Raw genomic sequence first — 12,769 nt, 5'->3', positions numbered from 1 at the left:
CAGCCGCGATCTGGCGAGTGCAGGCGGCGGTCTGCCATCCGCCTTTATCGGCTTCGCGGCTTACGCCGCTCCCACATCGGGGTTGTGGGCCCGGCCTCAGCCGAGCAGCACCTTTCCGTCCTGTACCCGCACCGGCACCGCGCGCAGCGAGTCGCCCTTGCACGGCCCGGCGACGCATATGCCACCGTCAAGCTCGAACGAGGCACCGTGCACGGCACAGACCAGATGCCCTTCGCGGCTCTTCAGGAACTGGCCCGGCGCCCAGTCCAGCGCGCGCCCGGCATGCGGGCAGACGTTCAACCAGGACCGGACCTGATCGCCATCGCGGTACAGCACCAGGGTTTCGGCATCGCCATCGATCACGGCCACGACCGCATGGAAGCCCTGATCCGGCACTGCGGCCAGCGGGCAAAGTTCGATTCCGGAAGCGATGGCACTGGACATTGGAACACCAATACAAAAGAGCCCGTCATTGTCGCACGCGACTTCGTTGCCCAAGACGAAGCTGACTCAACCCCTTGTCGCCACCGCCTATTCATATTCAAATTAACGACAACTTCACGCAATTGACCCCAACGCCCCTGATACTCCGTCCCAGACTCAACGTCATCGAACTTTCATGAATATCCGTTACGTCCAATTTGCCAAGCTTCGCAACCTGTTCGAGCCGCGCAAACCGCGGAATCCGCTGGTGCGGATCGCCTTGGGGCTGCTGGGTATCGCCATTCTTGCGGTATTGGTGGTGGGCGGTGTGTTCATCGGCGCAGCCATGATACTGGGCGGTATCACCTGGAAGCTGCTGGCATCGCGCAAGGCCCGCGCCAGCACCAAGGCTGACCCGACCGTGGTCGACGCCGAGTACCGCGTGGTGCGCAAAGCCGCCCTGCCACAAGCACGCTGAGGCCCTGTAGTGCCGAGCCATGCTCGGCAGAGGCTTTCCCGGCAATGCCCCAGCCGAGCATGGCTCGGCTCTACCGCACGGCGAAGCGCCTTACCCCTCTCCAACCCTCCACTTCGCTGCACGAAAGGGAGGGAGCGATCTTGTAGTGCCGAGCCATGCTCGGCAGAAGCTTTCCCGGTAACGCCCCAGCCGAGCATGGCTCGGCTCTACAGACGCGGCCTGCGTCCGCTAGACTTCTGCGTCGTTTCACCTGGACGCAACCATGACCGATCTGATCCCCGCCCTGCCCCAGCCCCGCATTCCGGTCGAGGGCGGCGGTACTTTCCCGGTACACCGCATCTACTGCGTCGGCCGTAACTTCGCTGACCATGCCCGCGAAATGGGCGCCGCCGTGCCCGCCGCCGCCGAACGTGGCCAGCCGATGTTCTTCATGAAGCCCGCCGATGCCATCGTGGTTGGCGATGGCCCCATTCCTTACCCGTCCGCCACCGCCGACCTGCACCACGAAGTGGAACTGGTGGTCGCACTGGGCAAGGACGCACCCGCCGGCGTGCTCGCCGTTGAGGACGCGATGGCGCTGGTGCTGGCCTACGGCGTCGGCCTGGACCTGACCCGCCGCGACCTGCAGGCCGCGGCCAAGGCCAAGGGCGGCCCCTGGGATATTTCCAAGGGCTTCGACCATTCCGCTCCGGTCAGCAGCCTGGTGCCGGCAGCGCAGGTCGGCGATCTCGAGCCGCTGGAACTCACGCTGGAGATCAACGGCCAGCTGCGGCAGAAATCCACCTTGGACCAGATGATCTGGAACGTGCCGGAGATCCTGCACGAGCTGTCCAAGCTCTACGCGCTGCGCGCCGGCGACCTGGTTTTCATGGGCACTCCCGCCGGTGTGGCCGCCCTGCAACGCGGCGACCGTTTCAGCGCCCGCCTAGGAAAAATCGCACAGCGCGACGGCGTGATCGCCTGATGACATCCACTGGAGTAGGCTGCGCCCACTCCCCCTCATGCATCTTTAGGAGAAACACATGGGAATGATCAGCGAGTTCAAGGAATTCGCCATGCGCGGCAACGTCATCGACCTGGCAGTCGGTGTCGTCATCGGTGGCGCCTTCGGCAAAATCGTCACCTCGCTGGTGGACAAGGTGATCATGCCGCCGATCGGCTGGCTGATCGGCAATGTCGATTTCTCGGCATTGGCCTGGACGCTGGCGCCGGCCAAGATCGGCGCCGATGGCAAGGAAATCCCCGCCGTGGTGATCGGCTATGGCGATTTCATCAACACGCTGATCCAGTTCATCATCGTCGCCTTCGCGATCTTCATGCTGGTCAAGGTCGTCAACAAGCTCTCGCGCAAGAAGGAAGAAGCGCCAGCTGCCCCGGCCGAGCCGAGCGAGGAAGTGCTGCTGCTGCGTGAAATCCGCGACAGCCTCAACAAGCGCTGATACAGGCGCAGGCCTGCGCTACACCACAACGGCCGGGCAATGCCCGGCCGTTGTCATTGCAGCCTTCAGAACGAAAGCGCCATCGACACCTGCGGGCTGACATAGGTGGCGCTGTTGCGCCCCCCAGGCAGCGATGCCTGCACGCCAACGAGGAAACCCAGTTGGTCGCTGACGTTGTATTCCACTGCCGGCGCGATGCTGTAGCTGCGGCTCGCGCGATCACGCCGATGGATACGCTGGCGCTGACCGTCCTCCACCACCACCGTGCCGTCCACCGCATTGCCGGACTGATGGCTGGCGCTCAGGTCCAAGGCCAGCGCCCAATGCACGTCGATGCTGTACTCCAGGCCCAAGCCCGCGCCCACCGCAGACCCGGGACTCACCTGGCCACGAAAGCCTTGCCCGGTACCGTAAACACTGCGACCGGTGAGGCTTACATCACGCGGCGACGGACTCCAGCGCGCCTGCCAGCGCCAGCGCAGTGGCCGTCCGTTCGGCAACCAATGGTAGGCCTGTCCAAGCAGCGATAACGTGCTGCGATAGGCGCCGCTGCCCTGCCCGTTGAGCAGGTTGTCGCCAAGCCGGTCATGGCGACCTGTTGGCAGCGCCTGACCCCACATCACCGCAAGCGCGGACTTGCCGGTAAGCGGATCCCCTTCGCGGAACAGATAGCGCAGGCGTAGCGCGCTGTCCGCCAGCCGGTAGCCATCGCTGTGCTGGCCGCCCTGGGTGCTGCGCGCACTGTCCATCACCAATTCTCCGGCCAGCCTGTCGGTGAGACCTGCGCTGAGCAGCACCGACAGCAGCGAGGTTTCGTTCGCCGCGGCCAATGCATGGCGATCCCCCTTGTCGTCGTAGCTCCCCGAACCATGCGTCTGCACCAGATAGGGCTGCAGGAAGAACTGCCCCTGCGGCAGGGTCGAAGGCGAGGGGGTCAGCAAGGGGCCGGTGAAGCGCACATCATCAAGTGCGTGCGTCTGTGCCCATGCCGCCGGCGCCACCATCGCCACCATCGCCATCAACACCATCCCTGCAGCCCTGTTTCGCACTGTCATTACAACGTCCTGTTGAAACCACCCGATCGGTGGAAACGCAGGCTCTCCCGCGCCGCAGCAGCGGGGCCACAGGAAAACTCCCATTCACCCTGTAGCGTTTTCCACTGCGCTATCGGCCTAACTGAAGGTGATCAACAAGGCCATAGGGACTTCACTGAATCTGCCCCTGATGGTTGACCCATACCAACTGGCACATTCCCCTACTTCTGCTCACTGTTACCCTGATAGTTCAATCCACCGTGGAACCGACCATGCGCCGCCGTGCCCTTGCTCTTGCCATCGTGCTGTTCTGCACTTCTGCTGCTGCCACTGCTGCCCCCACCCATATTCCGGACCAGGCGCTGGCGCAGGCCGCGCAATTGCGAACGCAGGCGCTGGCTGACAACACCGGCTGGCAGGTGGTGGAATCACTGACCACCGAGGTTGGCCCGCGTATGGCCGGCAGCGAAGCTGATGCACGCGCGGTGGAATGGGCCAAGGCCAAGTTCAAGCAGCTGGGTTTCGACAAGGTGTGGACCGAGCCGGTCACCTTCCCCAAGTGGGAGCGCCGCAGCGAACATGCCGCCGTGCTCGGCGCCAACCCACAGCCGCTGACCATCACTGCACTGGGTGGCAGCCCGGCCGGTACGGTGGAAGCCGAAGTGGTGCGCTTTGATGGCCTGGATGCACTGAAAGCAGCACCGGAAGGCTCGCTGGCCGGCAAGATCGCCTATGTCGACTTCACCATGACCCGCAAGCGCGATGGCGCTGACTACGGCATCGGCGGCAGTGTACGCAGCCGCGGCCCGTCCGAAGCGATCCGCAAGGGTGCGGTGGGTTTCATCATGCGCTCGGCTGGCACTGATTCGCACCGCATGCCGCATACCGGCATTACCCGTTACGACGAAGGCCTGACCCCGGTGCCGTCGGCCGCGCTGTCCGGCCCGGATGCCGACCAGCTCAACCGTCTGGTCGCGCGCGGTCCCACCCGCATCCGCATCGCGCTGGATTGCGGCTGGGATGGCAGCTACACCTCGCAGAACGTGATCGGTGAAATCACCGGCCGCAGCCTGCCCAAGGAAGTGGTGGTGATCGGTGGTCACCTGGATTCCTGGGACCTGGGCACCGGTGCCATCGATGATGGTGCCGGCGTCGGCATCACCATGGCCGCCGGCCACCTGATCGGCCAGCTCAAGCAGGCGCCGAAGCGCACCATCCGCGTCATCGCCTTTGCCAACGAGGAACAGGGCCTGCACGGCGGCAAGGCCTATGCTGCCGCGCGCGTGGCCGCAGGCGAGATCGTGCAGCAGCACATCGCTGCCGAGAGCGACTTCGGCGCCGGCCGCATCTATGCCTTCAACACCGGTTCGGGTAACCCGGTAGAATCGCGTGAGGCCACCCGCCAGATCGGCGAGGCGCTGGCCCCGCTGGGCATCGAATACCGTGCCAACGAAGGCGGCCCCGGCCCGGATGTCGGCCCGCTGGCGGCCAAGGGCGGTGCCTGGGCGTGGTTGGCGCAGGACGGGACCGATTACTTCGATCTGCACCACACCCCGGACGACACCCTCGACAAGATCGACCCGAAGGCACTGGCGCAGAACGTGGCCGCCTACACCGTGTTTGCCTATCTGGCCGCCGAATCGGAAGGCAGCTTCGGCAGCGAGGCCAAGGATGTGGTGCCGCCGAAGGAATGAGGTTGGCAGGCAATGACGACAAAGGCGCCGCAAGGCGCCTTTGTTTTGTAGTGCCGAGCCATGCTCGGCACTACAGGGGCTTTTTGCATTGCGGGTGGAGCCCATGACGACAAAGGCGCCGCAAGGCGCCTTTGTTTTTTGTAGTGCCGAGCCGTGCTCGGCAATGGGGCTATACCGGTAAGGCCTCTGCCCAGCATGGCGAGGCCCAACAGGGGCGTTTTGCATTGCGGGTGGAGCCCATGCCGACAAAGGCGCCACAAGGCGCCTTTGTTTTGTAGTGCCGAGCCATGCTCGGCAACGGGACTTTACCGGTAAGGCCTCTGCCGAGCATGGCTCGGCACTACAGTGCGGTTCAACCTTGCTGGCGGCTCTTCCAGCTGGCCAGGAAAACCGCCGTTGCCGAAGCCACGTTGAGGCTCTCCACCGCACCGCTGCCCGGGATCGACAGGCGCAGGTCACAGCTTTGTGCGAACCCGCGGTCCATGCCTTCGCTTTCCGCTCCCATCACGTAAACCATCCGGTCCGGCAGCGCGGTAGTGAACACGTTGTCGCCGCCTTCAACCAGCGTCGCTGCCAGCCCGAAGCCGGCATCACGCAGCTGCGCGACGGCCTGCGGCAGGGCCGGCAGGCGCACCAGCGGCACCGATTCGGCGCCGCCTTCGGCAACGCGCGCGGCCGAACCAGACAGGGCCAGCGCGGACTCCGCCGGCAGCAGGATCGCGCCAACACCGAAATGCGCAGCCGACCGCAGGATCGCACCGAAGTTGTGCGGGTTGCCAACGCCGTCCAGCCACAGCGCCAGCACCGGGCCGTCCTGCAGCGAGGCCAGCCAGGTGGCCAGCGGCAACGGTTCCTGCTTCAACACGTCGGCGACCACGCCTTCGTGATGGGTGGTGGCAGCCAGCTTGTTCAGGTCACCATCGCCGACCACGCGGTAACCCACGCGGTTGGCCACGCACCATTTCAGCATCGGCTGCAGGCGCGGGATCATGTCCTCGGCCAGGTACAGCTTGCGCAGCGACTGCGGGCGCTTGGCGAACATCGCCTGCACCGCATTGACGCCGTACAAGCGCAGCTCGTCGCCGCCGCGTACCGGGACACCGTCGCCTTCGCGCGTGGCGGCAGGTGCCGCCGGGGTTGCACGCGGCGGTCGCGAGGAGGGACGACGGTTGTTCCAGGGGTTGCTCACAGCGGTTCCTTTGAATTACTTGTTGCCACGCCAGAAGTCGGCGTTCTTGATGCCCAATGCGTCAGGGTCGAAGACCGGGTCCAGGCCCAGCTTCTTCTGCCGCTCGTAGTCACGCAGCGCCAGCATGGCCGGCTTCTGCAGGATCAGGATGGCGATCACGTTCAGCCACGCCATCAGACCCACGCCGATATCACCCAGCGCCCAGGCCATTTTCGCATTGTGGTAGGCACCAAACACCACCATGCCCATGATGCCCAGGCGCAGCACCAGCATCGCCGCCGGATGGGTGCGGTTGCTGCCGGCCAGATAGGTCAGGTTGGTTTCGGCCATGTAGTAATAGGCCATGATGGTGGTGAAGGCGAAGAAGAACAGCGCCAGTGCCACAAAGCCCGCGCCCCAACCCGGCAGCACCGACTCCACCGCCGCCTGGGTGAACAGCGCGCCCTCGGACGGCTGTACGCCGGGGACGCCGGTGATGATGGCTTCCAGCTTGGTCACGCCACCTTCGGTGACTTCGCGGAACACGTTGTACATGCCGGTGGACAGCACCAGGAACGCGGTCGAGGTACACACCAGCATGGTGTCGAAGTAGATGGCGAAGGCCTGCACATAACCTTGCTTGGCCGGGTGCGAGACCTCGGCGGCGGCAGCCGCGTGCGGGCCGGTGCCCTGGCCGGCTTCGTTGGCGTAGATGCCACGCTTCACGCCCCAGGCAATGGCCTGGCCGATGATGCCGCCAAACGCTGCATGGGCACCGAAGGCACTGGAGAAGATGTCGGCGAACATCGTCGGCACCTTGCTGGCATTGAGCATCATCACCACGATCGCCATCAGGATGAAGCCCAGCGCCATGAACGGCACGATCACCTCGGCGAAGCTGGCAATGCGCTTGACGCCGCCGAAGATGATGATGCCCAGTAGCAGCGCCACGCTCAGGCCGATCCACAGCTTCATGCTGGCAGCGCCGCCGACCGATGCACAGGCATCGGCGCCGGTGCACAACACGTTGACCGCGCTGTCGGCGATGGCATTGGCCTGTACGCCCGGCAGCAGGAAGCCGGCGGCGATCACGGTGGCCACGGCGAACACCGCCGCATACCACTTCAGGCCCATGGCCTTTTCGATGTAATAGGCCGGGCCACCGCGATAGCGGCCTTCGGCATCCTTGGTCTTGTAGATCTGCGCCAGGGTCGATTCCACATAGGAGGTGGAGGCGCCGAGGAAGCCCATCACCCACATCCAGAAGATCGCGCCCGGGCCGCCGTAGGCAATGGCCGTGGCCACGCCGGCGATGTTGCCGATACCCATGCGACCGGCCATCGACATGGCCAGGGCCTGGAAGGAAGACACGCCGGCGTCGGACTTCTCACCGCGTACCGTCAGCCGGCACATCTCGGCAAAACCACGGATCTGCATGAAACGCGTGCGCAGGCTGAACCACAGGCCGGCGCCCAGACACATGAAAATGAGCGCATTGCTCCAGATGATGCCGTTTACGTATTCGACGATGGATTCCACGTAATTCCCCGGAAAGCTGAAAGGTAGCCAAAGCCCGGAATCCCGGGGCTGGCCGATTTTTCCACGATTAGACCCGGTTGTGCAGGGCCGTCACGCCAAAAGCGGCAAAGTCCTAAGCCGCGCGAAACAACGCATGTCGTGCAGCTGGCCGTCCTTGAACACCGATTGCCGCTCGGTGCCTTCCTCGTTGAATCCGTTCTTCAACAGCACCCGCGCCGAACGCGGATTGCTGGCCATCACCTGCGCGGACAGCCGCGCCAGGCCAAGCTCTTCCATCACCCAGGGGGCATAGGCAGCGACCACCTCGGTCATCAGGCCCTGGCCCCAATGGCGCTGCCCCAGCCAATAGCCCAGCGCTGCCGAATAGCGGCGCTCGTTGCGGCCCTGGCTGACGCCGATGCCGCCGCAGGCCTGGCCATCGATGACCAGGGCAAACACGCTGCGATCCAGTTCGATCACTTCGCCGGCCAGGAAGGCCAGCGCATCGGCGCGGGTATAGGGATAGGGAAAGCGTGTGCTCAGCCCCCGCGATACCGCCGCATCGTTGGCGTGGGCCAGCAGCGTGTCCACGTCCCCGGGCTGCCAGGGACGCAACTGGACACGGCCGCCGGCCAGCAACTCACGCATGGCCGCCCACCGACGGGGTCTCCGCCTCAAGCCGGTTCAGCGCGTTGGCCACGGTTTCCGGTGACTTGGTGTACGGCGCCAGCAGCGCATAGAACGCCGGTACCACGAACAGCGACAGGAAGGTGGACACGCTGACGCCGAAGATCACCACGATGCCGATGGTGGCACGGCTGGCCGAACCGGGGCCGCCAGCGACCACCAGCGGGATGGCGCCGACCACGGTGGCAATCGAAGTCATCAGGATCGGCCGCAGGCGCACCATCGACGATTCGACGATGGCCTGGTGCACGCTGCGCCCTTCATCGCGCAGCTGGTTGGCGAACTCGACGATGAGGATGCCGTTCTTTGCCGCCAGACCCACCAGCATGACGATGCCGATCTGGCTGAACAGGTTGAGCGTGCCACCGCTCAGATACAGGCCCACGAAGGCGCCGAGCACGCCCAGCGGCACGGTCAGCATGATCACCAGCGGATGGATGAAGCTCTCGAACTGCGCGGCAAGCACCAGATACACCACCAGCAGTGCCATCGCGAAGGTCAGCAGCACCGCGCCGCCGGCGCTCTGGTACTCACGCGACTCGCCCTTCCAGTCGATCTGCGCGTACTCCGGCAGCTCTTCAGCGGCCACCTGCTGCGCCCAGGCAATGGTTTCGCCCAGGGTGTGGCCCGGTGCGACATTGGCGCTGATGGTGATCGAGCGCAGGCGGTTGAAGCGGTTGAGGCTGCCGGCCTCGGCCACTTCGCTGAGCGTGACCAGGTTGGACAGCGGCACCAGTTCACCGGAGCGCGCGCGCACCTGGATGGCCGACAGGTCGGCCGGCGAGGCGCGGCCTTCACGGCCGGCCTGCACCAGTACGTCGTACTCCTCACCGTTGTCGACGAAGGTGGTGACGCGGCGCGAGCCCATCATGGTTTCCAGCGCGCGGCCGATGTCGGTGACCGAGATGCCGAGGTCGGCCGCACGCTGGCGGTCGATGTTGACCCGCATCTGCGGCCGGGTTTCCTTGTAGTCCGAATCGGCGCCCACCAGGCCGGGATAGTCGGCCATGCGTGCCAGCAGGCGGTCACGCCACTGCGCGATCTCGGCGTACTCCGGGCCCCCGAGCACGATCTGGAACGGCTGGCCCATGCTGCGGACCAGGCCGCCACCGACCATGGTGCGCACGCGCACGCCGCTGAGGTCGTTCAACTCCTTCTGCAGCGCGGTGGCCACGTCGCTGGTGGCCTCGCTGCGCTCACGCCAGGGCTGCAGGAAAACGCTGATGCGGCCGGTATGCATTTCCTCGCTGTTGCCCCAGCCCCCGGGCACGCGCGGGTTGGCGCGGACAATCGGTTCCTCCGGGCCGACAAAGGCGGAGACGATCTTCTCCACCTGCTGGACCTGGCCAACGGTGTAATCGAAACCCGCACCTTCCGGGCCGTCGATCATGATCTGGAACGAGCCCCGGTCTTCGGCCGGTGCCAGTTCCGATGGAATCAGCTTGAACAGGCCCCAGCTGGCACCCAGCGCGGCCAGCATCACCAGCCCGAACACCCAACTGCGCTGCACATGCCGGTCCAGCACCCGCCCGTACGCACCCGACAAGCGTTCCAGCTGGCGGTTGATGAAGCCGTGCAGGCGGCTGACCTTCTGCTCGCTGTGCGGCTTGAGCAGCTTGGACGCCATCATCGGCGTCAGCGTCAGCGCGACGAAGGCCGACAAGGCCACCGCCGCCGCCAGCGCTACCGCCAGCTCGCGGAACAGTCGACCGGTATTGCCTTCCAGGAAACCCACCGGCAGGAACACCGCCACCAGCACCGCGGTGGTCGCAATCACCGCGAATGCCACCTGCGCGGTGCCGCGTTTGGCAGCCACCAGCGGTGGCTCGCCCAGATCGATGCGGCGCTGCACGTTCTCGACCACGACGATGGCGTCATCCACCACCAGGCCGATACACAGCACCAGCGCCAGCAGGGTGAACAGGTTGATCGAGAAGCCAAACGCAAACAGCGCGATGAAGGCCGCGACCAGACACACCGGTACCGTCACCGCCGGAATCAGTGCCGCGCGCAGGCTGCCCAGGAACAGCCAGATCACCACCAGCACCAGGATCATCGCTTCGACCAGGGTGGCGTAGACGCGTTCCACCGCCGCCTCGATGAAGGTGGTGTTGTCGAAGGCGACGAAGATCTGCGTGCCCTTGGGCAGGGTCTGGGCAATGCGCTCGGCCTCGGCGCGGGTGTCGCGCGCCACGTCCAGGGCATTGGCGGTGGAGGTCTTGACGATGCCCAGGCCGATGCCCGGCTCACCGTTGCTGCGGTAATAGGCACGGCGTTCGGACGAGGCCAGTTCCACCTTGGCCACATCGCCCAGGCGCACCACATAGCCGTCATTGCCCTTGCCCAGCGGAATGCTGGCAAAGTCGGCCGGGGCCACGTAGCTGCGCTCCACGCGCAGGGTGAAATCACGGTCGGCCGATTCGATGCGGCCGGCCGGCAATTCCACGTTCTCGTTGCGCAGCGCGGTTTCCACCTCGTTGACGGTCAGCCCGCGCGCGGCCAGCTGGTCGCGGTCCAGCCATACCCGCATGGCGTAGCGCTGGCGGCCGCCGATGCGTACCTGGGCCACGCCGTCGATGCTGGAGAAACGGTCCACCACATAGCGGTCGGCGTAGTCGCTGAGCTCCAGCGTGTCCATCGACGAGGACGCCATGTTGAACCAGATGATCGGGTCGGCATCGCTCTCGACCTTGGCGATTTCCGGCGGCCGCGCTTCTTCCGGCATGCGGTCGGCAACGCGGCTGACCGCGTCGCGCACGTCATTGGCGGCCGCTTCGATATCGCGGTTGGCGGTGAATTCGATGCTGACCGAGGCGCGGCCGTTGGTGCTGCGCGCATTGATGGTATCGATGCCTTCGATACCGGCCAGCGCGTCTTCCAGCACCTGGGTGACGCGGCTTTCGATCACCGCCGCCGAGGCACCGGTGTAATCCACCGACACCGAGACGATGGGCGGATCGATGGCCGGCAGCTCGCGCAGGGTCAAGCGGTTGAACGACATGATGCCCAGTACCAGCAGCAACAGGCTCATCACCACGGCCAATACCGGCCGCTTGATGGAAAGATCGGACAGCTTCATCCGGCGCTCGCCGTCTTGGCCGGGGCCGGCGCTTCCGCAGCCTTCTCAACCGCGGCAGCCTCGACGGCCTTGGCCGGCTTCTCATCCTGGATGCGGATGCCCGGGCGCAGCTTGCCGGTGCCGTCCATCACGATGCGCTCGCCGGCCTTCAGGCCATCGACGATCTCCACCACGCCCGCCCGGCGGGTGCCGGTCTTGACGTCGGCGCGCTCCACGCTTTCATCGTCCTTGACCCGGAACACATAGGAGTCGCGGCCCACCTGGACCACGGCGATTTCGGGGATCACCAGCGCATCGCGCTCGGGGCGGTACAGGCGCACGTCCAGCAACATGCCCGGGCGCAGCGCGTGGTCGCCATTGTCGAAATCGGCACGCACGGTGATGGCGCGGCTGCCCGGGTCGACGCGGGCATCGATGGTGCTGACCGCACCTTCGAAATTGCGGCCCGGGTAGGCAATGCTGCTCCCGCTGACCTTGTCGCCGATCTGCAGCGAGGACAGCTGCGCTTCCGGCACCTGGAAGTCCACGTGCATGCGCGAGATGTCGTCCAAGGTGGCGATGGCGGTGGTCGGCGTGACCAGCGAGCCGGGGCTGACCTGGCGGATGCCCAATACGCCAGCGAATGGCGCGCGTACCTGGCGGTCGACGATATCGGCGCGCATCTGCTGCACGCGGGCCTCGGCGGCATCGCGGATGGACTGCTGGGTGTCCAAGGTTGAATGGGCCACCAACTGCTGTGCGGCCAGTTCACGCTGGCGCTTGTACAGCCGGTCGGCCTCGGAGAAGGTGGCCTGGGCCTGGGCCAGGGCGGCCTGCTGGGCCTGGCCACGCAGGGTCACCAGCGGCGCACCGGCCGCGACCTGCTGGCCGCTTTCGAAATGCACCTTGTCGATGATCTCGCTGACCTTGGCGGTGACGATGATGGATTCGCGGGCCTTGGCGGTGCCATTGGCCTGCAGGGTATCGCTCCACGGCGCGGCTTTGACGACCTGGGTGGTGACCAGCACCGCGCCGGCGGCTTGCCGCGGCGCCTCGGGGTTCTTGCGGTTGCATCCGGCCAACGCCAGCGCCAAGACAGTGCCACCGGCAACGGTGGCGGCAAATCGCCCGAACATACAGAGTCCCATCTGATACACGATCAAGCAGTCTAGCGGTGTCAGATGACGCCCGGATGTGCCGTTAGGGGGGGAATGCTGCGGTTGTCAGTGCGGTAGTGCCGAGCCATGCTCGGCAAGGGCCTGCACGGGGG

11 protein-coding genes are annotated in these 12,769 nt (G+C 65.6%); 4 read left to right on the top strand and 7 right to left on the bottom strand.

Annotation, left to right across the window (positions count from 1 at the left end; genetic code table 11):
* Positions 1–96 precede the first annotated feature (96 nt).
* Positions 97–444, bottom strand: coding sequence for a Rieske (2Fe-2S) protein (locus ACVOLQ_RS08175; protein WP_313174481.1), 348 nt, complete (start codon positions 442–444; stop codon positions 97–99).
* Between the two features lie 175 nt (positions 445–619).
* Between ACVOLQ_RS08175 and ACVOLQ_RS08170 the strand changes: the two genes are divergently transcribed.
* The 3 genes from ACVOLQ_RS08170 (at position 620) to mscL (ending at position 2,340) form a co-directional block, all read left to right on the top strand.
* Complete coding sequence (locus ACVOLQ_RS08170) at positions 620–901, top strand: hypothetical protein (RefSeq protein ID WP_481527664.1); 282 nt, start codon at positions 620–622, stop codon at positions 899–901.
* 262 nt (positions 902–1,163) lie between these two features.
* Positions 1,164–1,865 carry a fumarylacetoacetate hydrolase family protein gene (locus tag ACVOLQ_RS08165; RefSeq protein WP_481527663.1) on the top strand — a complete coding sequence of 234 codons (702 nt, stop codon included), beginning with the start codon at positions 1,164–1,166 and terminating at the stop codon, positions 1,863–1,865.
* 58 nt (positions 1,866–1,923) lie between these two features.
* Positions 1,924–2,340 (top strand): large-conductance mechanosensitive channel protein MscL, encoded by a 417-nt coding sequence (mscL, locus tag ACVOLQ_RS08160; RefSeq protein ID WP_481527662.1) that lies wholly within the window; start codon positions 1,924–1,926, stop codon positions 2,338–2,340.
* 65 nt (positions 2,341–2,405) lie between these two features.
* Here mscL and ACVOLQ_RS08155 read toward each other — a convergent pair whose 3' ends face one another.
* On the bottom strand, positions 2,406–3,395 hold the full coding sequence (locus ACVOLQ_RS08155) for a hypothetical protein (RefSeq protein ID WP_481527661.1): 990 nt from the start codon (positions 3,393–3,395) through the stop codon (positions 2,406–2,408).
* A 251-nt stretch (positions 3,396–3,646) separates the two neighbouring features.
* On the opposite strand from ACVOLQ_RS08155, the gene ACVOLQ_RS08150 reads away from it, so the two are divergent.
* Positions 3,647–5,068: a M28 family peptidase gene (locus tag ACVOLQ_RS08150; protein ID WP_481527660.1), complete on the top strand. Its 1,422-nt coding sequence runs from the start codon at positions 3,647–3,649 to the stop codon at positions 5,066–5,068.
* 352 nt (positions 5,069–5,420) lie between these two features.
* Here the strand turns inward: ACVOLQ_RS08150 and ACVOLQ_RS08145 are convergent, their stop codons facing one another.
* The 5 genes from ACVOLQ_RS08145 to ACVOLQ_RS08125 all read right to left on the bottom strand — a co-directional run bounded on the left by ACVOLQ_RS08145 (position 5,421) and on the right by ACVOLQ_RS08125 (position 12,635).
* Positions 5,421–6,257: a TrmH family RNA methyltransferase gene (locus ACVOLQ_RS08145; RefSeq protein WP_481527659.1), complete on the bottom strand. Its 837-nt coding sequence runs from the start codon at positions 6,255–6,257 to the stop codon at positions 5,421–5,423.
* A gap of 15 nt (positions 6,258–6,272) precedes the next feature.
* Positions 6,273–7,718: an alanine/glycine:cation symporter family protein gene (locus tag ACVOLQ_RS08140; protein WP_481527718.1), complete on the bottom strand. Its 1,446-nt coding sequence runs from the start codon at positions 7,716–7,718 to the stop codon at positions 6,273–6,275.
* A 147-nt stretch (positions 7,719–7,865) separates the two neighbouring features.
* Positions 7,866–8,402, bottom strand: coding sequence for a GNAT family N-acetyltransferase (locus tag ACVOLQ_RS08135; RefSeq protein ID WP_481527658.1), 537 nt, complete (start codon positions 8,400–8,402; stop codon positions 7,866–7,868).
* The gene (locus ACVOLQ_RS08130; protein WP_313173969.1) at positions 8,395–11,520 is read right to left on the bottom strand and encodes an efflux RND transporter permease subunit; all 3,126 of its coding nucleotides are present in this window, start codon (positions 11,518–11,520) and stop codon (positions 8,395–8,397) included. Before ACVOLQ_RS08130 ends, ACVOLQ_RS08135 begins: the two co-directional genes overlap by 8 nt.
* Positions 11,517–12,635 (bottom strand): efflux RND transporter periplasmic adaptor subunit, encoded by a 1,119-nt coding sequence (locus tag ACVOLQ_RS08125; protein ID WP_481527657.1) that lies wholly within the window; start codon positions 12,633–12,635, stop codon positions 11,517–11,519. Before ACVOLQ_RS08125 ends, ACVOLQ_RS08130 begins: the two co-directional genes overlap by 4 nt.
* Positions 12,636–12,769 lie beyond the last annotated feature (134 nt).

The sequence above is a fragment of the Stenotrophomonas sp. STEN031 genome (genome assembly GCF_056759975.1).
This window is presented reverse-complemented; position numbering and strand designations above follow the sequence as displayed.